This window comes from Bacillus sp. FSL K6-6540, assembly GCF_038007545.1.
The window spans coordinates 4,152,410-4,175,359 of the sequence record NZ_JBBOXH010000001.1; the positions used below are offsets into that span (position 1 = coordinate 4,152,410).

A 22,950-nucleotide genomic window follows, 5' to 3' on the forward strand; every position below is an offset into this window, starting at 1 on the left:
TGGTTCGTATCATGGGTTGTACTTTATTCTTTTGCAGTCAGTATATTTTGCGGTTCCCTTCCTTCGAATATATCCAGCAATGCCTGAGCGGTAATCATGCTGACCCGCGTATACGTCTCGAAAGTCTCGGCTGCGGTGTGCGGCGTCGTTATCAGGTTCCCGATTTGCAGAATCGGATGGCCGGGGGTTACGGGCTCGGACTCGTAGACGTCGATGGCCGCCCCGGCGATGACTCCAGTCGACAGCGCCCGTGAAAGCGCCTGTTCATCCACGACGGCTCCTCTCGCGGTGTTAATGAAAATGGCGGATGGTTTCATCCTGGCAAAAGCCTTGTCATTCATAATATGGTGCGTCTCTTTCACGCTGGGTAAATGCATGCTGATGATATCGCTATGCGCCAGCACATGCTCGAAACTTGTCATTGTAACGTCGTATTCCGACGCTTTAGCTGTATCTGGATATTTATCATAAGCGATAATCTCGACATCAAAGCCCTTCAACTTCTTCGCGGTGAGCTGGGCGATATTCCCGAACCCTAGAAGGCCGATCGTTCCTCCAGCAAGCTCAGAACCGACAAAACGTTCCCAGCCGCCATTCTTCGTCGATCGATCCAGCGCGGGAATGTGCCGACGGACCGAGATCATCAATCCGATCGCCAGTTCGGCCACCGCGTTGGCATTACCTCGTGGTACATTGGTTACTTGTATCCCATACTTCCTGGCAGCCCCCAAATCGATATTGTCCACGCCAACGCCGAAACGGGCGATGCCTTGAAGCCGCGGCGCAAGCTTGAATACCGCCTCATTCCAAGAATCCACGCCGGCAATGACGCCGTCGACCGATCCCACCACTTCCTTCAGTTCCTCGAACGTCAGCGGACGTCCGAAACGATTCTCGATGATCTCGCATCCATGGCTTTCGAGCAGCTCCTTCGCATCCGCGCACAGTTTGGAGTAATTCGTAGCCGTTACTAACACTTTTTTCGCCTTCATTATTTAACTCCTCCTACCGTCATTCCGCTTACCATATATTTCGATGTAAACAGATACATCACGATGACCGGAATCGATGCAATAATGGAGCCACCCATCAGGGGTCCCCACGCGAAGACGTCGCCGACGATCATATCCGACAATCCCAGCGTGATTGTCTTGTCAGCGCCTTTTGTGACAACAACCAATGCATACAGATATTCGCTCCAGCATAACGTGAACGAAAAAATGAAGGTAGCCGCAATGCCCGGAGCCGATAACGGAAAAATGATCTTGGTCATCGTACGGATTCGCGAACATCCATCGATCATGGCCGCTTCCTCGATTTCGTCCGGGATGGATCTAAAATAGGAAATGAGCATCCACGTAGCATACGGAATCGTGATCGTCGGATAAATCAGCATGAGACCGTAGATGGAATTGTTGATGCCGATGGCCGTCACCAGCATGTACAGCGGGATAAACAGAACGGCTCTAGGCATCAGGTACGCATACAGAATGCTTTTGGAGATGAAGCTTCTTCCTCGAAACCTGAGCTTGGAGATCGCATATGCAGCCAACATGCTGACCGTGATCGAGAACAAGGATACGATCAATGAGACGAACAAGCTGTTTTTGATATTCGTCATAAAGCCCTTTTCGTTGATCAGCTTATCGTAGGCGGTTCCGAGAAATTCCTTCGGCCAAAACGTAGGCGTCATGGAATAGATCTCCCCGTTGGATTTGAAGGAGGTAATCACCATCCAATATAAAGGGAAGAGCGCGAATATTAGCAGCAGCGCGAGCGTCGAGTATACCGTAATTTGCTTGCCGAGCGAATTCTTCATTAAGATCACTCCTTACTTGTCGGACGCCAGCGAACGCTTGGTCACATAATGGATCAGCATGATCAGCGGCGGCAGCGTAATGAGGGAAATCGCAATGGCTTTGCCGAGACTCATGTTCAGAAAGCCGACGGTATAGCTAAGCGTGGATAACACCTGCGTGCCATTGTCTGGACCGCCGCGTGTCAGCAGCCAGATAATCTCGAAGTCGTTCAGCGTCCATATGGTGGTGATGACGGAAGACAGAATGGTCACTTCTTTTACCGAGGGGAGCGTCATGTAGAAAAAGCGCTTGATCGCTCCCGCTCCATCCAGCATAGCGGCTTCATACATCTCTTTGGACACCGTCTGCAGGCCGGCCAATATGGCAATGCCCATAAACGGAATGCCCCGCCACACGTTGACGAGAATGACGGAGAACATGGCCAGGTCCGGTGTGGCCAACCAGCCGACGGGACTGTCGATGAGCCCTGTTTTGAGGAGCATGGCATTCAGCACGCCGCCGACGTCGGAATAAATCCATTGCCAGGTAAATACGGAGACGATCGTGGGAATGGTCCACGGAAGAAACAGCATCACCCTGAAAAAGTTTCGAGCAACGATATTCTCGTTGAGCACGAGCGCCATAATCATCCCGAAGACCGCTTTCAAAATGACGGCCACCATCGTAAAGACAACCGTATTCCATACCGCCTTCCAAAACACGGAATCGGTAAATAGCTCCGTATAGTTTCGCAGGCCGATGAACGTTTCGGGAACGCCGACCACTTTATTCGTCAAGCTAAGATAGACTGCCCAGCAAAAAGGGAGCGCCATGACAGCCAGCAAATATATTAGCACCGGACTCATGAGAAGATAAGCCAGCCTGCTGCTTGTATCACTTCGTTCCCGCCTAGGCGCCCGGGTTTTCCCCGGTGTTGTTTGGACTTCCAAGCTTTTCATTGAGAGCACCTTCTTTCTGACGCCTCAGGCTCATCCGCAGCCACGGACCTTGTATCGATGCCTTGTAATCGAACTGCGGAGCCTGATGCGCGGTTAAGTCATAACCCTACTTCGCGTATACCGCCTCGATCTTGCTCTGTAATTCGTCCACTGCTTGTTGAGCCGTGAAGCCGGAATCCAAAAGCATCTTTTGGAAGACGTCGTTGACATATCGAAGGTTATAAATCTCTCCAGCCTTCGGGTTATACTTCGCAGGGTATCCAAGGAAAGCGAAATGTGCGATGGAGTCGACGAATCCTTTGTTCTTCTCCTCCTGCCATACGGATTCGTTTGCCAGGTCTGTGTAAATCGGACCGGTCAATGGAGCTCCATTCTGCACCCACTGGCCGTACCACGCTTTGTCCGTCATATATTCGATGAAGGATTTGGCAAGCTCCTTGTTCGCAGATGCCTTGAATATGCCTAGATTGTTGCTAATGCCAGGCACTACCGCTCCCTTCGGTCCTGCGGGCAGCATGGCGATCCCCGTATTCTCGTACAATTCGGGATTATCGTTCTTGATCGTCGCAGCCAAGCTGCCGACGTTGAAGATCATGGCCGACTGGCCGCTTAAATACGATTTGTTGTTGCCGCTGTCATCCCATCCGATGGAGCTCGGAGGCGTTACCTTATCTTCGATGAAAATGTCCCTGATCAACTGAACCGCCTGAAGAGTTTCCGGCGAATTCACCGCTACATTCTTGCCGTCCTCGGTATCGAGGGAACCTCCGTAGGACCAGATGATCGCCCGGGTCAGCCATTCGGCATCGGAATTGCCTTTCCCGTACCCGAGTCCTGCGCCGTATATCCCTTTGGAAGAATCCGTGAGTGCCTTCGCCATTTCGCGGAATTCCTCCCAGGTTCCAGGCGGCTCGCTGTAACCCGCTGCCTGAAGCATGTCCTTGCGATAGTATAATGCCGTGGACTCGGTCCAGAACGGCACTCCGTATAACTTGTCCTCGAACGTCACGGAGGTTTTCAGGCTGTCCTGTATTTCCCCGTTTGCGTTCTCCACGCTGCCCACAACGTCGGTAACCTCCTCAAGAACGTCCTTGGCATAGAATTGCCCAACTTCCTGGTAGCCGAAGAAGGAGACGTCCGGCGTAGTACCCGATTCGATGGCTGCCGACCATTTCGGATAAAAGTCCTCGTACGCAATAAACTCCACGTTGACATTCACGTCATGCTCTTCCCCGAACTGTTTTGCCCTCTCTTGGATCATCTGGTTTTGCTCTTCAAACATCTGCTTCTTCATCCAGAATGTCAGGGTTTCCTTGCCAGGCTCGGCATCCCCTGATCCGCTGCCTCCCGTTCCCCCTACGCTGCATCCTGCCATCAATATCATGACTAAAGCTGCCGTTACCCATCGTATGGAGTTTTTCTTCATCTTCATCATGTTCACCCCTCAGCATATAGTGGAATGTCCTTACACCATTCATTGTAAGGGCTTCATAAACAGGGTTAAATGATATAGGCTTAACATCCGCTCTCCTTACTTAACATGATGCTGCAATCGAAAGCCGCGGCCGAATGAGACAAAAAAAGCCCGCTTCCAGCCCAAATGCATGGCTGAAAACGGACGGTAATACAGGCTTTATTACGGCATTCCGGTTTCCAAACTGTTTCGGTATTCTTGCGGCGTCACGGAATAATACTTTTTGAACACCCGAATAAAATAATTCGGGTTGTGGTATCCCAGCTTCAGGGCAATCTCGAAGTTTTTCAAGGAGTGGTCGGCCAGCAGCTCGGCCGCCTGCTCCATTTTCAACCGGAGCACATAATCGCTCACGTTGAATCCGGTCTCCATTTTAAAGAGGCGGGACACGTGAACCGGATGCATATACATATGGTCCGCGATGGCTTGCAGAGAAATATCCTGAGACAGATGATCCCGAATGAACCGTTTCATCCGGGACACGGCAGCGCTCCTGTCGCTGCGCGTTGCCTGTTCGGCGCTTGACTCCAGTAGAGGCAGAACTTGGCCCACCCATTTGCCGAGCGTGGCCGCTGTCGTGCATTGCGAGAGTCCCGTTACATCCGCAAGGGACGCTCCGACGATATCGGCCAGACTGCGTCCGTTCTTGTGCGCATATGCGCTTAGCGAGGAATATATAAAGAAAAAGGCTTCGATTACATGCTCTTGCGATTGGCTGTGCGCGAGCGACAATTCCTTCAGGATCTGCTCAAGTTTCTCTTGGATTTGCTTCCAACTGCCGGATTCCAGCAGATGATGGAGCAGCGGAGGCTCATAACACTTTTGCAAGGAACGAACCGGATGCAGCTCCTCCTCATCTTCTGCGTAAACGAACATATCACTATGGCTGCCGATATGGCGGCGCAAAGCGAAAAGACTGTCTTGATACAGCTTTCGGACATCTTCCGGGAAGGAACCTCGCTTTCCGATCAGGACGGAGATTGTTCCTTTCAGGTAACGGCTGACATTCATCTGCAGCTGTGCAGCGAAATGCTTGAGCTCATTCTCCTCTGTATGCTCATGAGGGTGCATCCCCGCTATCGAATCATCGCTATAAGAAAAGCTGCTATCGAAGCCACTCGGGGATGTCGTCGAATCCTTCATTAGCGGTAACTTTTCTTGCGATATCAGGCTGCTTGTACTGCTAAGTTTATACTTACTGATATCTTCAAAAACAAAAAAGACGAGATATCCGTGTATGTCCCTGCATCGCCACAACCGAAACCGTTCCCCGAAGATCTCGTCCGCCATGTTACCAATCGCGTACTCCATGATGGAGGAGTCATAAGGACTCATTTCCGTCAGACGGTCCTCCATCCGTACGAGCATCAAGGCAGCTTGATTGCCGATGGCGGATTTCATTTCAAGCAGCTCCAGTTTTTCGGCCCAAACGTTCTTCGGTGATTTCATGCCTTGAAGCAGCTGATTCAGGAATTCGCCTCGAATTTGAGGCAGATTAGCTCGAAAAGCCTGAACCGCACGGTTGTAGGTTTCGCTGGACTCACGCTCCTGCCGCAGCGATTCCACAGCTCCGCCTACTTTCTCAAGTACGACTTCGTCGCTGACGGGTTTTAGCAGGTACTCATAAGTGCCAAGCGTAATGGCTTCCTTCGCGTAAGCAAAATCGGCATACCCGGACAGCAGGATCGTTTTGATATGCTTCCATTTTGATTTCGTGATCTCGACAAGCTCGAGGCCGTTCATCCGTGGCATCGTGATGTCGGAAATCATGATGTCGACCGGCTGCGTCTGCAGTATTTCCAGCGCTTCGAAAGCGGAGTATGCCTTGCGCACCTCATCGATTCCGATTTTCTGCCAAGGTATCGTATGCGCAAGCCCCTCTACCACGCTTGCTTCATCATCAACGATCAGCAATGTATACAACGTTATCCCTCCCTTCCCTACTCGGCATTTCCCAGCATATTTCCACGCGAAGTCCTCCTGACGGCGATTCTGAAAAGGCCAAGCCCGCATGTTTGCCGTACCGGGTGACCAGTCTCTGATGAATGTTCCATAGGCCGAATCCCCCGCTTTCGTTCAAAGGCTCTTCGACCTGTCGCTTCAGCTTGTCGATGATGCCTACGTCCATGCCCTGGCCGTTGTTGTCAATTCTGATCCGGCATCGACTCCCTTCGATTTCTCCGGAAATATGAATCATCGCAAAATCCAACTGATCCTCAACCCCATGGATGACGGCATTTTCCACGATAGGCTGAAGCAGAAGACGCGGAATCTCGAGCTGCATCATGCTGTCAGGAACCTCGATCTCGAAGGTTAGTCGCTGAAGCCGCAGCATCTGAATCGTTAAATAATTGTCAACCAGCTTCACTTCCTCTTCAAGGGGCGCGGTCGGTTTTTCCAGTCGCGTCGTGTACCGGTAATACTCCCCCAAGTTCAGGGCCATGGCCACGACAGCTTCCTTATCGCCAAGATTGGCCATGTTTTTGATGTAGAACAGGCAGTTATACAGGAAGTGAGGGTTAATTTGCGATTGGAGCTGCTTAAGCGTGGCTTCCTTGGATCGCAAAGACTCTTTGTACACCCGTTCGATGAGCTCCTCGATTTGCTCTGCCATGTTGTTGAAGGAGTGAAACAGATACATGAATTCGTTCTTCGGCACATCCTTCAGACGCGTCATGTATTGACCGTCCCTGATCCTTCTCACCGCATGAAGCAGGCGGGAAATCGGACGCTGGACATTGCGGTACAACAACAAGGTCAGCAGTAAGACAAGAACAAGCAGGAGCGATACGGAAATATAAAAGAGGACGCTGCTTAAGGTGATTGGGGAATATACGCTGTCCAGCCGGACGAAATCCACCAGATACCAGCCCAAACTGCTGGACAAGACGTAATTCATTACATATTTGCCCTGCCCCGATTGCACGATTCGGCTGCCCTCTTCCCCAAGCTGCAATTCGTTCAGGGTGCCGGCGGCCATTCGTATCGTTTCTTCGACCGATGTGCTGTTGGCAATAACGGTTCCGTCAGGTGCATACAGGAATGGCTCGCTGTCCCCGTCCTGTTTCAACCGATTCAGCATATTGACCAGATTCTGGTCGGTGAAACGGACCTCCACGATCAGATCCTGCGAAGAAGCTGACGTTCTCATCCAGCTAAAAAAAGCTTGTCCTCGCGAATCCCGATGATAAGTCCAGTTCTGCTTATGGGCATGAGCCAAGTATTCGGCATCATACCTTGCCGACAAGTCGGTGGTCAGCAATTCACGATACTGCGTCAGGTACATTAGGATTTGGCTGTCCCAGCTGCTAGTTGCAATCTGCATATTCAACATATCCGTGATCCGCTGCTGGCTGTCGATTCGTTCCATGGGAGTGCTACCTGAGCGCTCCGCCAGATAACTCTTAATCCCGTCATCATTGCTCGCGATCACCGAATATTTCGTTAGCTGATCGATCATGGTGTCCATCTGACTCATGAAAAACGTCAGTCGGTTCCGCTGGCCCTCCTCCACAGCCGAACGGACGACGTTGATGCTGACCTGATGGGAGTAGGCATACAGCAAAATAATCGGAATAACCAGGACCGCCAGCAATGTTGTAAGCTTGGCAAACGTACTTGTTCTTAACCGCTTCATCAAAAACATACCCCCGTGTCAGAGCGATTCGCTCTACTTCTCGCTGTCGATCAGTTCTTGCAATTGAACGTTTGCCGACTCGGCAGCAATTCCGACATCTTCGCCGATAATTCCTTTCACCACGATACCGCCGATAATGTCCCGTGCTTCCTTCACGTGAATGACTTTTGGACGGTCGTAGCTCATTCCGATCGGAATGGATTCATTGATCACCGGAATCAGCTCATCCGGAAAGCCGGAGATTCCTTCCTTGTCATGCCACAGCGAACTCCGCGCTCCCGGATTACCGATCTTCTGGGCTTGCAGCACCATGTCCCTGCCCGAAGCCCACTCGATGAATGCCCAGGCAGCATCCTTGCGGGCAGAATTCGCATTGATGCCAATGGCCCATGCAGTGGTGCTATACGGCTTGCGACCGGCATCACCTGCCGGAAAGAGCGCATAACCGATCTTCTCCTTAGCTAATCCCGATTGCGCTAGCAGGGAGTAGATCGCGCTGGCATCGGTGAAAAATACCGCCTTTCCTTGCGCAAAGAGATCTGCGGATTGCGGCCAGCTGTAACTAAGCGCATCGGGCGGTCCATAGTTTCCGAGCAGCCTTACGTACCGCTGAATCCCCTTGAGCGTTTCCTTTGTGTTCAATGCCGCTTTATCTGCGCTTAGAAAATTCCCGCCCTCGGAGTAAACGAATGACGATAGCTGGGTTACGAGAGCGCTTCGCTGCCCTCTAGCGACAAATCCGTACATGCCATGCTCGGGATCATGCACCTGTTTAACCGCTGCTTCCAGCTCATCCAAGGTCTGCGGGACTTCGATCCCTTTTTTCTCTAGCAGGTCCTTGCGATAGTATAGAATCTGCTGCTCCGTCGATAGCGGGACGGCAAGCAGTTTCCCGTTCACCGTTACCGATTCCAGCGCCGTTGAAGAGAAATCGGCGAAGTCGTAACGCGGGTCCGATACGGCATACGATTCCAAGGGCGTTAACCAGCCGTTATTCTCATACAGACTTAGCTCTTCCAACGGCCGGATCATGAACACATCGGGACTTTCGTTACCTACCGTCATCTGTACGAACATCTTTTGGCTGAGCTGCTCATTGGTCAACGCTTGAAAATCCACCTTGATACCCGTCTGCTTCTCAAATTCGGGGAGATGGGCGCGAAGGATGTCCGCAACCGGATTTTTAGCCATATATGCGGTAATCCGCACATTGTCAAACGGGCGTTCCGGTTGGTGCGACATTCTGCTGTCGGCCCCGTTCCTCCCCGCCATGCATCCGGCTGCCGACACCATGATGACGACAATCCATAACACCATGCAGAAACGTCCTGCAAACTTCATAACTTCCCCTCCTGTCAGTCGGTCATAAATCGATATTAAAGCGTTTACAATGGAGAAGACACTGAAAAAATTTAACATATGGTATACATATTTAGCCTTTCATGCATGGCCCTAATTCTCATTCAGCATTACGACAGACGAAATGGCCCTCTTTATCAAAGACTATTAATAGAAAAAAGCCGCTGATCTCATTCCGATTAGCGGCTTAGAAATTCACCTATTCTGCTTTCTCTTCATAGACAACGACGGTCTGACTTTCCGATTCCCACTTGACGGTAGCATTCAAGGCCTCGCTTATAAAGCGTACGGGCACATACGTATTGCCCTTTGTAACGGTAGCTGGGGCATCCAGCGAAATTTTCTTGCCATTGACGGACGCTGTTTTACTGCCAACCAGGAGTTGGATGCTCACCCCGTCCTTCGAGACGGTGATGGAACGCTTTTCAGGATTCCATATAACCTCAGCCTCCAAAGCCTCGGCTATGGCGCGAAAAGGAACATATGTATTGCCTTTTTTGACAAACGGTTCGGTGTCCGAAGCTTCGCCGTTCACATACAGCTTAACCCCATTCTTTTTACCCGCCTTTTCACTGAGCTTTCCCATGGTTTTGTAAAGATCCAGGTTTTTAAAATTTGCTTTGATGGCTTCTTCTTGCAAATACACGGCTTCAGTCACGCTGCCGTTTGTTTCGAGCATGTCCGCTGCCGCTTCTAACGCCTTGTCCTTTTCAATAATGGCCTCAAGTTGTTTTTGTTGCTCGTCCGTTAACTCGGCCGCATATTCGGTAAGCAAAATATTGGCTAGAACGGCGCCTGCCGGTTTATCCTCAACGTTTTGAATGGCATTTAGCAAACCTTTGTATCCTTTGTGTCCTTTGTTCTTGGAATCGACTTTATCGGTGGAAGGGTCGTTTGTTTTCTCTGTTTCCGGCGTTGTGGATTCCTGAACTTGGTCCTCTTCTTTGCTGGACTTATCAGAGGAATCGACTTCCTCGGTTTGCTGCTTGTCATTACGAGTTTCTTTTTCTTTTGGTCCCTTTGGCGATGCCGCGTTACTTGTCTTGCCGGGGGGCGTGTTGCTTGGTTTGGCTGAGATCGTGCCTGCGGCGGTCGCAAACATCAGGGCCGCGCTGGTTAGCAGGATGACAGTTTTTTTCATGATAATTCCTCCTGAATGATCAGATATGCATGCTCCATTCTTTATCGGCAGAGAAAATAGACTTCAACAGATCATCGAAAAATTTGAATGATGCCGTGAAAATCAAAAAGCCGCCATGATGGCGACTTTTCTTGCACATCTATTTTGTTATCATCTGCATTCATATTGATAATAATCTTGTGCATGCACGGCTTGAAATCCAACCGACTCGTATAACCTCAGCGCATGGTCGTTTTTCGTTTCGACTTCCAAGTGCACCGAGTATCCGGCTGAGCTCTGTTCCTTCACGATTCGTCGCAACGCTTTTCTGCCTATTCCCCGGCCTTGATACTCCGGCAATATGGAGAAACCATAGATCCACGCCTGCCCCTCTTCGCGGCTGACTCGAAACTTCCCGACCGTTTCTTCGTTTACCTCAATCATGAACATACCCGTATTATCAGCAAAATGATGGCTCTCCATCGCTCTGGCATCTTCTTCGTCCAATCCGAATGCTTCCACGGATAAGCGCACGCTTGTTTCATAATCTTCCAATGTTGCCTGCCTCAGCAGAATACCGTCCGAATCCTCAAGCGGCATTTCCTGCCACGTCATTTGATGCTCCGAGAAAGCATGCTCCGCACCTAGTTGATGCAAAAATGCCTTTGCCGCATCGGATCCCGCTGGCGCGTTCAACAAGATTTTCTTGTATCCGGCGAGTTTTACCTGTTCCATTCCGAGATGAAACAATCGCTGGAAATGCCCCTTTCGTCGTTCGGCAGGCTTTACCATGCCGCATATTTCGACGGTCGAGCCAAAAGGATATAGCCCTAGAAACGCTACAAGTTCGTTTTCCTCGTAATGAAAAAAATCCAGATTCTCCGTGTTGCGTTCTCTGAGCATTTCCCAATTCAGCTTTAATTGGACATGGTCATGAAGCTCGCACTCGCTTTGCAATTGTTCAATGTCTTTTAGCTGTTGTGTCGTTAGCATGTTATCTCCTAATCGGTTCTGAATGTAATTTACGGTCTCGTGCTATTTCAAAATATGGGATAATACGGCTACCGGCTTCCGGCCGGTGATCAGCTGTTGGCCATCCGTATAACCCTCTTCGCGTCCCTCAAGCTCTTGGATGAGGACCGAACGCCAATAACGGATTCGTTCCTGCCGATTTTCGTCCCCGATCGCGTTGTGCAGCTCATTGGGATCATCAACCAGATCGAAGAACTGCTCCTTGCCTGTTTGGGAGAACCAGATGTATTTCTCCTTCCCGTCGGTAACCCAATGATTGGACTGAAGCCCTTGAGCGTGCTCTCCATGAAGATGGGGACGCCAAGCCGGCTTGCTTCCCCCGTCCCTTCCTGCTGACGCTAGTCTCCAGATGCTCTCGCCTTCGACCGTTTCCGGTATAGGCACGCCGGCCGCTTCCAGCAGCGAGGGCATGATATCCCGCATTTCCACGACATGATCTGAAACCATACCGCTCTGCAGGCCAAAACGGTTGCCGGGATCGCTGACGATAAACGGCACGCGGGTGCTGCCTTCGTACGGAAGAGACTTTCGGAATAAATGATGGTCCCCCAGCAGCTCGCCATGATCGGAAGTAAACAGGATCACCGTGTTGCCTAGCTCCCCATATTCGTTCAATGATTGCAAAAAACGTCCGATTTGGTGATCGATATGCGTGATCAGGGCGTAATAGGCAGCCATCGCTTTACGTAGGCGGCGTTTCGGGACCAGTCCCCTCCCCGTTATAGGGGAGTACCCGGACAGATCCGGATCCTCCGTCTCCGCCCAATCGCCAACCGGAGGCTCCGGAATTTCGGCATCCTCATACAGATCCAAGTAGGCCTGCGGAGGGTCGAACGGAGGATGCGGCCTGACGAATGACATCCACAGGAAGAACGGCTTCCCGGGATCCCGTCGCCGCAAAAAATCAATCGACTGCGTTACCACCCAGTTCGTTGGATGCTGCATTTCCGCCAAATGCCAAGGACGAGCGACGGTTGATGAATTGCAGTCCAGACCAAGATCGGTCATATCGGCGCCCGGCACCCTTTCTCGCAGCCACTGCAAGTAATCGTCAACTTGATCGTAATGCTCCAACATCGGAATGCCGTGGTTATTGCGGTTGTGATGCAGGTAACCATCGTGAAGCATTACGTTGTGGAACCCCAGCAGATTGCGTGCAGGGTAAACATGCATTTTACCGATACACTGCGTGTGATAACCGGCTTTAGCCAATTCCCCCGGCAGCGTCTCCTTGTAATTCCACGGGACGCAGTCTTGATAGCCGACGCGGCCATGAGCGCGCTGAGACTGGCCGGTGAAGATCGCCGCTCTTGCAGGTACGCAGGTGGGTGTGGCAGAATACGCACGGCTAAACCTTACGCCGCTCCTTGCAAGCTCGTCCAGATTGGGCGTTTCCACCACAGGGTGACCTGCTATGCTAAGGCAATCAAAGCGCATCTGATCGACCGTAATGAGCAGCACATTCGGCCTTTCCTGGCGTTGAGTCGAATTCATCCTATTCCCTCCTCGGCATGATACTGATATCTATTTGATCATACCTTGTTGCTGAGGGTTGTCAATTGCTTCCTTTAGAAGCTGCGATTCTCCCTATACATACGACGGAATCTCCCGATCCCCGTTTCCTAATCTGTTTAATACGGCAATCTGCAGCTATTTGTTTCGCAAAAACATTAAAAGACCTGATTGCAGACGGATGTGCATCCTATCTGGCAATCAGGCCTAACCCTTTCCTCACTCTGCGATTATTCGTAACGTCCCCGGATGAATTACAACAGTTATGAATCCACCAATCCTTACTCTGCTTTACTTCTCCGTTACGTCTACGTTTTTGCCATAGGCTTCAAGCTGCGTTAATGCCGGAAAAAGCGCCTCATCGCCTTTGATCAATCGTTTGAGCACCAACCATTCCACTTTGCGGGGTTGAATCTCAAAATACTGGATGCTCCGGCTTTTCACGGGATACAGCTGCTCCGTTGAACCGTCGGAGAATGCAATCGTGACTTCCTTCCACCAGCTGTCATGAGGAAAATCGCCGCGTAAAACAAGACCGATCCGGTCAAGCTCAACCATTCGCCCGAAATCCAGCGTCAGCTCCGCATCCGCCTGCTGGTTAATTCCCCAGGATTGATACGGATACGAGCCATGATTGCAGTTGGCATAAATGCCGTCGATCGCATTGCGCGCAAAGAAGGTAGGATCATTTCTGGTTTCTACGTTTGCGTGAGCATGCGGATAAGCGTTGGAATCATGCTTCTGGTCATGGGTATTCCATGCCAGATTCCGATATTGGGTAATTTCGCTCTCCGTCGCATAGCGTACCGAAACATAATGTTTTGTCCCCGTAAATGCCTTCTCTGGATAGGCTTGCTTGTACGACAATGGAACTTCGTATTCCCAGCTGGTGCCCTTGACATATACCAGGGACGGAAAGAGTGCCTCATCCAACTGTACCACCAAATACCGATTCGGGTGCTCCGTCGTAATTCTAAATTTGTCGCCGGCGGCGTACTCCAGCTGTTGACAAGCCAGGTAAGTGAAATCCTCGCCTTCCCGCTCCATCACGCGGTCATGGGAGGATTGCGAATGACGGTCACCCTCCACCCTCACGTTCTGTTCATGATCCAGCAACTCAATTTTGATGCTTGGCATGATTCTTCTCTCCTTGTTCAAGACATATAATGAACTCAAATGGATTTATATGAACCCATATAAACATTATACATCGAACGAAACGAACAATGCAGCTTTTTCTAATTGTCATGGCCAGTAAATTCGGATGTTTTCATTCAATGTGTTATTAGCCTATACCATGGGCTGTTGCTCACCATATGATGTATGGTGCCGGACCGCATTCCATGATTATCGTTAGCATAAATTCAACGGATTAGGAGCTGTTGTTGGTGAAATCACAAACGAAACTGACCGGAAGGGTTATTTTCCGAGGAGATCCAGGTTACGATTCGGCTCGTAAGAATTGGGATCCCCATACGAACAAATTTCCCAAAGTGTTTGTTTTCGCTCAAAAGACCAAAGATGTGGCAAACGCTATCAAATGGGCTCGTGAGAATCGTGTCCCCATTCGTCCAAGAAGCGGAAGACATGCGTTGGAAACCAATCTTTCACAGGTAAACGGAGGCATTGTCATCGATGTCAGTGAGATGAACAAAATTAAGCTGAATAAAAAAAATGGCACCGTGATTGTCGAGACCGGCAACAGAGTGGGGAGAATTGCAAACACGCTTGCAAGGCAAGGATTCATAGCCCCCTTTGGCGACAGCCCTACGGTCGGGATCGGAGGAATTACGCTCGGTGGGGGCATAGGACCGCTGCAGCGTACCATTGGCCTCATCAGCGATAACCTGATCAGTCTGGAAATGGTGGATGCCAAAGGTAACGTGATCAAGGCTAATAAAAAACAAAACGCCGACCTTCTGTGGGCATCCCGCGGCGGTGGCGGCGGCAACTTCGGCATTTACACCAAATATAAATTCAACGTACGCCGTGCTCCGGAAAGCGCAACCGTGTATCGTATCACCTGGCCTTGGAATCAATTTGAAAAGGTATTAAAGGCTTGGCAGCTATGGGCTCCTTCCGTCGATACCAGACTCGGCAGCGAATTAAGCATTGGTCCGAAAAAAGGCGGCAATGTTTCCATGGAAGGGCTGTTCCTCGGGCCGAAAACAGAGGCAATCCGCCTCTTAAGCCCGCTCACGAGCGTCGGCACACCGACAATGAAAACCATCCGGCAGTTGCCTTACACCGAAGCTGTCAACTTCTTACTGCCTCCTGATCCAGTGCTTACTCAAAAATTCAGCAACCAATTCTCCAGCGGTTTCGGCAGGCGGCCGTTCCCTGATAAAGCAATTAAGTACATGCGCGAATTTTTAGAGAAAGCGGAGGCAAATTCTACCGCGGGATTCTTCTTCCTCAATTGGGGCGGAGCCGTAAGCCGTATATCTCCTAAAGCAACCGCCTTCTTCTGGCGTAAAGCAAAATTTTATGTAGAATGGAATACTTCTTGGATCCAGCCTTCCGATGCCGCTAAAAACATCGCCTTAACTCGCAATACGCGCCGGAAACTGCAGCCTTATATCGTGGGTTCCTACATCAACGTACCAGACCAAGGGATTAAAAATTCCGGGCCGGTGTATTATGGCACGAACTATCCAAGATTGCGGAAAGTGAAGGCGAAATACGACCCGGAAAACGTATTTAACAATCCTCAAAGCATTCCCCCTGCCCGATAAGCACAGATCCTACAACAATAAACATCCATGATTATTTTTCAAGTGCAAACAGGGCTGCTGTTGTTCCATGAATCTGAGTCGTATCAAAAACAGGGATATTCGTATCTTCCTGTTTAATAAGAAGACTAATCTCTGTACAGCCGAGTATGACTCCCTGGGCACCTTGCTTCTGTAATTGGTTGATCACACGCAAATATTCGTTCTTGGATTGTTGAGAAATAATACCCAAGCACAATTCGTCGTAAATGATATGGTTGATAAGTTGTATGTCATCTTCATCAGGAATCAGCACATGTATGCCGGCTGCAATCAATCTTTCCTTGTAGAAATCCTCAGTCAGCGTGTATTTGGTTCCAAGCAAAGCTACGTTATCTATACCGCTTTCTATCAGCTTCTTCGAAGTGGCATCTGCAATATGAATAATGGGAATCTGGATTCTTTGCTGAATGATCGGAGCAACCTTATGCATCGTATTGGTGCAGATAACGATAAAATCCGCACCTCCCCTTTCAAGGTTTACGGCAACATCTCCTAAAATTTCTGCGCTCTTGCTCCAGTTCCCAACGGCCTGGCATTCTTCGATTTCTTTGAAGTCCACGCTGTATAATAAAATTTTCGCGGAATGCAGCCCTCCCCGTTGCTCCTTTACGACCTCATTTATAATCTGATAGTACATCACGGTGCTCTCCCAGCTCATGCCTCCGATGAGTCCAATTGTTTTCATCATTGCCTCCGTAAGATTCAATTTTTCCGTGTCATTACTCTAATGTAAACAGATGTTATGATCAACGCAAGCAGCAGCCGGCATAACTGGTCGACAAGATGGCCGTCGTGCCGAATGTCAGGAATCCGTTAATCATGGTGAGCAGCTGCCCTGGCGCCCACGCTCCCAGTGGATCATGGAATCAGATCAGCCGATCAGCATCCATTCAAAAAAAGGACACTGCCCAAATCAGGCAGTGTCTTAACTCTCTCTATGACTCATAATCAATGCATTACAAAGTCATGGCATGTCCATATTTCGCGAGGAAGGCTTCCTTAGCTTTGTAGTCCTTCATCACGCTGCCGACGCATCGCCAGAAGGATCGGTCATGATTCATATGCAAGAGATGACAGAGTTCATGAATGACCACATAATCAATGACATCAATGGGCGCCATCGCGAGGCGGTAGTTGAAGGTGAGATGCTTCGCCGAGCTGCAGCTGCCCCACTTCGTCCGGGACTCTTCGATGACAAAGGATTTCGGCGTAACTTTCAGTTGCTTCTGATAAATTCGGATGCGTTCCGCGATCACCTTCTTGCAGCTTGCGAAGTAAAATTTCTTCAGATCCCGTTGAAGCTCCTCTTCCGTTCGCCCGTCCGTTTCGATTAACTCATGCAGCGAATAATACTGCCCAAGATGAAGGAATTTGCCTTCATCCTCGTATGCCTTGACCTTCGGAGCCGTTCGGGCTGCCTCGATCGCATGCAATTGCTTCACGATTTTGCTCCCATGCCGCCTAACGGCGTTGATCACCGTCTCATCGCTTGTACGATTTGGTGCCTTCACCGTGATCAGACCCGATGGGTGGACATGGATCGAAAGCTTTTTGCGTGGACCATATTCTACATGACATTCGATTTGTAGTTCTCCTACTTGGATTTTCATCTATCACCAACATCGTTTCCGTAAGTTTTTTATTATCAGATGGCGGAAAGTCGTTTAAGCCTCACGATTGCATCTCGTTTTCGATTCGTTTCATAAAGTCTTCGGCCGCACTGTAGCCGAGTTGTTTAAGATACCAATTGTTGGCCGCCGCCTCGATCAGACTGGCTACGTCGCGCCCCGGCTGAAGCTGAACCTCGATATGAGGAATTTGGATGCCTAGATATTCCGTAAATTGAGGCACGGCCTCCAGCTCGTTGTTTAGGGAATTTTCACGCCAAGGCACCAGTTCAATGTCAAGCACGATTCGCGTCTCGTCCTGAAACGCCGTGCGCCCGTATTGACGCACAACATTGATCAACCCGATGCTTCGCAGCGCGAGAAACTCCCGTGTTGTCTCATTATGCGTTCCGAGAAGAGTCGAGGGGCCCAGCTTTTTGAGCACCACGATATCGTCCGCCACAAACCGGTGGCCCCGTCGGATAAGGGTGTGGGCCGTTTCGCTTTTGCCAATACCGGATTTGCCCCGGAGCAGGATTCCAATGCCGGATACATTCACGCATACCGCATGGATCGATATCTCCGGAGCCAGCGTCTTCACCAAATAACTGTTCAACTTGGCAATAAACTCCGTTGTCGTCTCGGTTGTCCGCAATAACGGGATTCCTTCCTGATTGCAGAATAGAGTCAGATAAGGGATCTCCTGCTGTCCTGAGGTGACAATAAAGCACGGCGGGTGATATTTGACGATATTCCCGATATGCAGTTTGCGTTCTTCTATGCTAAGCGTCAATAAATAATTAATCTCTTTACGGCCGAGCACCTGCACTCGCTCCATCGGGAAAAAATCGAAATACCCGACAAACTCCAGACCCGGTCTGTGCGTCTGCGCACGGGTAATCATTCGATCCATGCGATTGGCACCTGCAAGCACTTCCAAATGAAATAACTCCGTAAGACTTTGAACGGTGATCGACTTCATGTTGTTCTCCTCCTGCGGCTATAAGTGTTCCTGAAAAGGCCTGATCATTATTGCAGCATTCGGATATATTCAACGGCCGAGGGGTACTTTCCTGCAACTCATTGCTCAAAGGCTAGATGAACGACAGCCTCGCGCCGATTTGACCGATATGGTTAACGTCTGCCCACAAGATGAAATAAGCGTAGAACATATCCCCAATTTGGACAGGGCTCGGATATCTCACAATAAGGGCTGCTTGGTTATTCATCTCCGTTGGCTGGTCAGCTGACGGATAAATGAAGCACGCTTCTTGATTTTGTATCATAGTAGGGACAATCCTTGGAGAAGAACCGTAAGGCATTAATGGATGAAAAGCTTCGGAGCTGCATACATCGGCAATCCGGTCGCCAGACGAAATCGCGGATACCTGGAAGAAACCGTCGAAGCCCTCGTATCTCTCTTCACTGACCGGCCGCCAATTTGCGGGATACGGGAAGGACACCCGGTATATAAGGCTTGTGAACATGCTTTTCGGAACCTTCCTGCCACCTGGGGACCACTGCAAGGCAGTAATCCTGCCTCCGCTAACGACGTGGATCGGCATCTGTTCCCTGATATCGACGATCCAAAGCTGACTAGCGAATTCTTCAGCAGTGCACCCGGACAAATAGGCGATTTGGGCACCGTCCGGTGACCAATCGACGGGCGTGGCGAAACAGTTGGAAACTGCAACCGTCCTTTGATCCTGACCGGTACGGCTGTCAATCTGGATGAGCGAATAGTAATTTGGCTCGCTGTAGGCTGTTGCGCTGTAAGCGATGCTTTTAGAATCAGGAGACCACACGGGAAAATAGTTTTTCGCGAGTGGGCCGCCTTCCAATGCATAGATGGTGCCGTTTGCCAAATCCACCGTCGAAATCATGGAGATGCTTGCTCCAGGGGATGTATACAGCGCAAAGGTTCCATCCGGGGAAATCCGAACGTCGTGGAGCGGACCGTCCGTTAGATGTGTGATTTGTCTCCGTTCCGTGCCATCGGTCCGAATGCGGTAGAGCTGCGTAACCCCGCCAGAATCAGGAGACGCAAATAGAAGCTCCATGCCCGAAGGGAACCACTGGGCGTCCCTTGCTCCGGTCTCCGGGATGGAATAGCTACGATGAGAGGCCGTATCATAAATGACGATCCGATCATTCTTGACATACGCCAAAGACCGGCTATCGGGAGACCAGTCCAGCAGCGTGTACGGTTCGATTTGATCAATTCTGGCTACAGTGAACGATACGGTATCCAGCACATGGACCACATGGCCGATACCGATGAATGCGATACTCCTCCGGTCGGGCGACCAATAGGGAACCGAAAATTCCGCCCCGAGCGCTTGAGTAAGTTGAAAATCAAAACCGTCCTGAGGGCGGTACAGCCATATGTCGAACGATCCGCCGCGGTTCGATGTGTAGGCAATCCACTCTTGAACGATACCATGAGAAACAGTTTGCAAGGCCAACATCCTCTCTTGAATCATCTGATACTTCAGATATATTCAAAGGAGGACGGTTAGGCGACCGTCCCGGAACGCATTTATGAGCAGAGCTTCACCATAAAGCCGAAGCCTGGATCGGTAAATGGAATATGCTTAAGCGATGGGCGTTCCATTCGGCAGATCGAAATCCGGCTTCAGAAGCACCACGTCCCCCTGCTCCGGTACGCCGCCGAGCACAAGCACCTCAGATTGATAACCGGCAATGCGTCTAGGCGGGAAATTGACGATGGCCACGACTTGGTTTCCTACAACGCTATCCGCGTCATACCGTTTCGTAATCTGCGCACTTGTACGCTTGATCCCGAGCGGGCCGAAATCAATCTTCATTTTAATGGCGGGAACGCGCGCTTCCGGGAAGGGCTCTGCTTCCACGACCGTCCCGACGCGAATATCCAGCTTGGTAAAATCATCGATGGTTGCCATGCATTTAACTCCTTACAGGTAGATTATGGAACATGTTCATGTGCTTCGCGACATGAAATTTGAGTACCATCTTACCACCTGGTGTTATAGGCATTCAAGAGACAGATTGGTTTAGAACGTTCTATGACGAAGGAGATCAGCTTAGGTGTCACACGAGATGCCTGACTGGTCCCTCTAAGATCGTTGATCTTCCACAAGCCTCAGCCAATTCTGATGCTGCTTGCACACCTTTGCCCAAATCTGATCCCGTTCTAAAGTGGAGTAGTTGACGAGCGGCTCGTAAAATACGTCCGCCAGGATCTCGAACCACTCCGATTTCGACGAGACCTCTACGGTGTCCAGCATGCTGCCGTTCCATTTTCTCCAAATGCAGCCTTTGAGCTCGTTCATGCCCACATCGTGCCGCTGCCTGACAACCAATAGATCCATCCATGGGGATTCCGGCGATCGGCTGTAAAAATCATGATTTGTTTTAAATAATTCCAAGCTGCTTACAACCTCAGGCGCATAATCTACCCCTACATAGGAATATTGGGGATCATGAATCAACCGCCAGCCCTGATCCGTTATGGCGGACGGCTCAAGCACATACGTGAACGGCCCCTGTTCATATTTCCCGAATTTCAATGGGATCGGCTCCCATGGCATATCCCCGAGACCGACGTCGACAAGCCAAGACTCTTCTTCCCCAAGATCTTCGTTCATGAGGCTGACCGTTAACCCAAGATGGAAGCCGTTAATCCGTGGCTCTTGTCCTAACGGTTGTACGCCGGCCTTATGCCAACTAACCGCATACCCCAAGGCTCGAAGAAGAGCGGTAAAAGCTCCATTCAAATGAAAACAATAACCGCTTCGTTGATGGATCAGCAGTTGTACCGAATTTTGGATATCCAAGGGAGTCGGTTTCCCGGCAAAAATATCCAGGGTCTGCCAAGGAATTCTTGCCACGTGCGCTTGATGCAGCTCGAATAAATATTCCTTTGTCGGAGCCTTGATTTCGGATATTCCTAATCGGTTCAAATACGCCTTTACCTCGCTATGCGTGATCATAAATACCTGCTCTCCTTCTCCTGTTTTAGCTTATCATAACTAACAAATTGACCTGCATGGAATGGTCAGTTTGTTGGTGTTATAAAAGACAGGAGGGTTCCCGAGTGGTTAGTTCATGTTCCAGGCTTTTTGCAGCAGCCGAATGCCCGTTTCCATTTCGGACGCATTCAAGCTGGCAAATCCCAAGTATATCCTCGGGTACTGTCCAGCGTCTTGACGCTGGTTTATCCACGTCTTCCGCAAGTCGTATACTTTCACGCCGGCTTTCGCAGCCTCCTGAATCAATTCCTCCGAGGTAGCTTCTTTTTTGACGAGCAGTTGAAGGTGAAGCCCGGCATTCTGACCGGTAATTTCAACATACTTGCCCAGATGAGTTTCAATCAGCTCGATCAACCGGTGATGTCTTTTCTTGTACAGGTTACGAACTTTGCGAATATGGCGGAACCAATGTCCCTGTTCGAAAAAAGCGGTCATCGCCCACTGCTCCACACGCGATGGAGCAAAAAACACCTCCTGCTGCATTTGGGTCAACTGATGCTGCAATGCCTGTGGAAGAACCAGATAGTTCATTCGCAGTGCGGGGGTGAGCACTTTCGAGAAGGTGCCGGCGTAAATCACCCGTCCTTTATCGTCCAATCCTTGCAGCGAAGCAATCGGCTTGCCCTGGTAGCGAAACTCGCCGTCGTAATCATCCTCGATGATGTATGCATGTTTAGCATTCGCCCACTCCAGCAATCGTTCCCGCTCCGGATACGGCATAATGCTTCCCGTCGGGAATTGGTGAGATGGCGTTACGTACACGAGCTCAGCATGACTCTGCTCCAATCGGTCAAGCGAGATCCCCTTATCGCCAAGCGATATCGGAAGAATCTCGCAGCCATTCAGCTGAAATTGATCCCGTACCAGGCTGTAACCCGGTTCCTCAACGGCAACATGCTTCATCCCTTTCAGCATCCTGGAGAGAAGGCCTATGCTATATGCCGTTCCGGCACCAATTACAATTTGATCCGGCGTTGAATTGACTCCTCTGGAATTCCGCAAATATTCCGAAACTACGCGCCGAAGGGCGTATTCACCTTGTGGATCCCCATACAATCCGATCTCGAATAAATGGTGGTCCAGCGCTTCCTTGAGCATTTTATTCCAAATTCGTACCGGAAAGGCAGCTTGATCTAATCGGGTTGGATTGAAATCGATGACATTGGGATTGGTGTGCGCATGGGAACGCATGACTGACATCGCGGTCATGGATGGCGGCTGTTGATGCTGTTGGGAGCATGAGAATTCCTTGTAGGGATTTATGACATAAAGCCCCGACCTCGGTTTGCTGATCACATACCCTTCTGCCGTCAGCATCTGATAAGCCGTCTCGATCGGCGTCTTGCTTATATTGAGCTGAAGCTGGAGGGATCGTACGGATGGCAATCGTTGCCCGTCTGGAATTGCGCCATTTCGAATACCCTCACGAAGTTGAAGGTATAACTGCTGATATAGCGGAAACTCGCTTTGCTCGGGTAGAAGGATATCAAACAAAATGGACCACCTCAGGCTTTTTTTAATATGAATTCAAGACCCACATTCTCAATCTGACTTGCATAAACAGCTCCAAAGTGACCATTTCTATGTGGTCAAATATATTCTAAGCTAGCTATAGGCTGAATGTACACTAAAACTACCTGTTCAGTACGAAAGGACGAATGAGC

Annotated in this window: 19 protein-coding genes; 1 reads left to right on the forward strand and 18 read right to left on the reverse strand. The window is 50.1% G+C overall.

The genetic code is table 11. The features are described from left to right. Positions 1-23 precede the first annotated feature (23 nt). The 11 genes from MHH82_RS18190 to MHH82_RS18240 form a co-directional block, all read right to left on the reverse strand. On the reverse strand, positions 24-992 hold the full coding sequence (locus tag MHH82_RS18190) for a phosphoglycerate dehydrogenase (protein WP_340967178.1): 969 nt from the start codon (positions 990-992) through the stop codon (positions 24-26). Beyond that, positions 992-1,819, reverse strand: a complete 828-nt coding sequence (locus tag MHH82_RS18195; RefSeq protein WP_015735795.1) for a carbohydrate ABC transporter permease — start codon at positions 1,817-1,819, stop codon at positions 992-994. The genes MHH82_RS18190 and MHH82_RS18195 overlap by 1 nt, the downstream gene beginning before the upstream one ends. Before the next feature lie 12 nt (positions 1,820-1,831). Beyond that, positions 1,832-2,758: a carbohydrate ABC transporter permease gene (locus tag MHH82_RS18200; RefSeq protein ID WP_015735796.1), complete on the reverse strand. Its 927-nt coding sequence runs from the start codon at positions 2,756-2,758 to the stop codon at positions 1,832-1,834. A 106-nt stretch (positions 2,759-2,864) separates the two neighbouring features. Next, positions 2,865-4,193, reverse strand: a complete 1,329-nt coding sequence (locus tag MHH82_RS18205; protein ID WP_340967181.1) for an ABC transporter substrate-binding protein — start codon at positions 4,191-4,193, stop codon at positions 2,865-2,867. Positions 4,194-4,394: 201 nt separating this feature from the next. Continuing rightward, positions 4,395-6,155, reverse strand: a complete 1,761-nt coding sequence (locus MHH82_RS18210; RefSeq protein ID WP_145038148.1) for a response regulator — start codon at positions 6,153-6,155, stop codon at positions 4,395-4,397. Next, complete coding sequence (locus MHH82_RS18215) at positions 6,133-7,869, reverse strand: sensor histidine kinase (protein ID WP_015735799.1); 1,737 nt, start codon at positions 7,867-7,869, stop codon at positions 6,133-6,135. The genes MHH82_RS18210 and MHH82_RS18215 overlap by 23 nt, the downstream gene beginning before the upstream one ends. 33 nt (positions 7,870-7,902) lie before the next feature. Next, entirely contained in the window at positions 7,903-9,210 is a 1,308-nt protein-coding gene (locus tag MHH82_RS18220; protein ID WP_145038146.1) for an ABC transporter substrate-binding protein, read from the reverse strand. 217 nt (positions 9,211-9,427) lie between these two features. After that, positions 9,428-10,369, reverse strand: coding sequence for a copper amine oxidase N-terminal domain-containing protein (locus MHH82_RS18225; protein WP_340967186.1), 942 nt, complete (start codon positions 10,367-10,369; stop codon positions 9,428-9,430). A 150-nt stretch (positions 10,370-10,519) separates the two neighbouring features. Then, positions 10,520-11,341 carry a GNAT family N-acetyltransferase gene (locus MHH82_RS18230; protein WP_340967188.1) on the reverse strand — a complete coding sequence of 274 codons (822 nt, stop codon included), beginning with the start codon at positions 11,339-11,341 and terminating at the stop codon, positions 10,520-10,522. A gap of 42 nt (positions 11,342-11,383) precedes the next feature. Beyond that, positions 11,384-12,874 (reverse strand): arylsulfatase, encoded by a 1,491-nt coding sequence (locus MHH82_RS18235; protein WP_340967189.1) that lies wholly within the window; start codon positions 12,872-12,874, stop codon positions 11,384-11,386. Between the two features lie 309 nt (positions 12,875-13,183). Next, the gene (locus MHH82_RS18240) at positions 13,184-14,029 is read right to left on the reverse strand and encodes a discoidin domain-containing protein (protein WP_145038142.1); all 846 of its coding nucleotides are present in this window, start codon (positions 14,027-14,029) and stop codon (positions 13,184-13,186) included. 251 nt (positions 14,030-14,280) lie between these two features. On the opposite strand from MHH82_RS18240, the gene MHH82_RS18245 reads away from it, so the two are divergent. Then, entirely contained in the window at positions 14,281-15,627 is a 1,347-nt protein-coding gene (locus MHH82_RS18245; RefSeq protein WP_145038140.1) for an FAD-binding oxidoreductase, read from the forward strand. 31 nt (positions 15,628-15,658) lie between these two features. On the opposite strand, the gene MHH82_RS18250 is transcribed toward MHH82_RS18245, so the two are convergent. The 7 genes from MHH82_RS18250 to pdxR form a co-directional block, all read right to left on the reverse strand. Further along, the gene (locus MHH82_RS18250) at positions 15,659-16,351 is read right to left on the reverse strand and encodes an aspartate/glutamate racemase family protein (protein ID WP_036660809.1); all 693 of its coding nucleotides are present in this window, start codon (positions 16,349-16,351) and stop codon (positions 15,659-15,661) included. A 271-nt stretch (positions 16,352-16,622) separates the two neighbouring features. Continuing rightward, a complete protein-coding gene (locus MHH82_RS18255) occupies positions 16,623-17,276 on the reverse strand; it encodes a M48 family metallopeptidase (RefSeq protein WP_340967193.1) in 654 nt (217 codons plus the stop codon). Between the two features lie 61 nt (positions 17,277-17,337). Then, on the reverse strand, positions 17,338-18,255 hold the full coding sequence (gene hprK, locus MHH82_RS18260) for an HPr(Ser) kinase/phosphatase (protein WP_015735808.1): 918 nt from the start codon (positions 18,253-18,255) through the stop codon (positions 17,338-17,340). Between the two features lie 112 nt (positions 18,256-18,367). Further along, positions 18,368-19,741 carry a hypothetical protein gene (locus MHH82_RS18265; RefSeq protein WP_340967196.1) on the reverse strand — a complete coding sequence of 458 codons (1,374 nt, stop codon included), beginning with the start codon at positions 19,739-19,741 and terminating at the stop codon, positions 18,368-18,370. Positions 19,742-19,867: 126 nt separating this feature from the next. Next, a complete protein-coding gene (gene csaA, locus MHH82_RS18270) occupies positions 19,868-20,197 on the reverse strand; it encodes a chaperone CsaA (protein WP_015735810.1) in 330 nt (109 codons plus the stop codon). 174 nt (positions 20,198-20,371) lie between these two features. Next, positions 20,372-21,247, reverse strand: a complete 876-nt coding sequence (locus MHH82_RS18275) for an arylamine N-acetyltransferase family protein (RefSeq protein WP_340967199.1) — start codon at positions 21,245-21,247, stop codon at positions 20,372-20,374. A gap of 108 nt (positions 21,248-21,355) precedes the next feature. Next, positions 21,356-22,780, reverse strand: a complete 1,425-nt coding sequence (gene pdxR / locus MHH82_RS18280; protein WP_036660813.1) for a MocR-like pyridoxine biosynthesis transcription factor PdxR — start codon at positions 22,778-22,780, stop codon at positions 21,356-21,358. Between the last annotated feature and the right edge of the window lie 170 nt (positions 22,781-22,950).

Excerpts from the sequence above, each read along its gene's own strand:
- MHH82_RS18190 (WP_340967178.1), bottom strand. The coding sequence starts at position 992 with ATGAAGGCGAAAAAAGTGTTAGTAACGGCTACGAATTACTCCAAACTG.
- MHH82_RS18195 (WP_015735795.1), bottom strand. The coding sequence starts at position 1,819 with ATGAAGAATTCGCTCGGCAAGCAAATTACGGTATACTCGACGCTCGCG.
- MHH82_RS18200 (WP_015735796.1), bottom strand. The coding sequence starts at position 2,758 with ATGAAAAGCTTGGAAGTCCAAACAACACCGGGGAAAACCCGGGCGCCT.
- MHH82_RS18205 (WP_340967181.1), bottom strand. The coding sequence starts at position 4,193 with ATGATGAAGATGAAGAAAAACTCCATACGATGGGTAACGGCAGCTTTA.
- MHH82_RS18215 (WP_015735799.1), bottom strand. The coding sequence starts at position 7,869 with ATGAAGCGGTTAAGAACAAGTACGTTTGCCAAGCTTACAACATTGCTG.
- MHH82_RS18220 (WP_145038146.1), bottom strand. The coding sequence starts at position 9,210 with ATGAAGTTTGCAGGACGTTTCTGCATGGTGTTATGGATTGTCGTCATC.
- MHH82_RS18225 (WP_340967186.1), bottom strand. The coding sequence starts at position 10,369 with ATGAAAAAAACTGTCATCCTGCTAACCAGCGCGGCCCTGATGTTTGCG.
- MHH82_RS18230 (WP_340967188.1), bottom strand. The coding sequence starts at position 11,341 with ATGCTAACGACACAACAGCTAAAAGACATTGAACAATTGCAAAGCGAG.
- MHH82_RS18235 (WP_340967189.1), bottom strand. The coding sequence starts at position 12,874 with ATGAATTCGACTCAACGCCAGGAAAGGCCGAATGTGCTGCTCATTACG.
- MHH82_RS18240 (WP_145038142.1), bottom strand. The coding sequence starts at position 14,029 with ATGCCAAGCATCAAAATTGAGTTGCTGGATCATGAACAGAACGTGAGG.
- MHH82_RS18250 (WP_036660809.1), bottom strand. The coding sequence starts at position 16,351 with ATGAAAACAATTGGACTCATCGGAGGCATGAGCTGGGAGAGCACCGTG.
- MHH82_RS18255 (WP_340967193.1), bottom strand. The coding sequence starts at position 17,276 with ATGAAAATCCAAGTAGGAGAACTACAAATCGAATGTCATGTAGAATAT.
- hprK (WP_015735808.1), bottom strand. The coding sequence starts at position 18,255 with ATGAAGTCGATCACCGTTCAAAGTCTTACGGAGTTATTTCATTTGGAA.
- MHH82_RS18265 (WP_340967196.1), bottom strand. The coding sequence starts at position 19,741 with ATGTTGGCCTTGCAAACTGTTTCTCATGGTATCGTTCAAGAGTGGATT.
- csaA (WP_015735810.1), bottom strand. The coding sequence starts at position 20,197 with ATGGCAACCATCGATGATTTTACCAAGCTGGATATTCGCGTCGGGACG.
- MHH82_RS18275 (WP_340967199.1), bottom strand. The coding sequence starts at position 21,247 with ATGATCACGCATAGCGAGGTAAAGGCGTATTTGAACCGATTAGGAATA.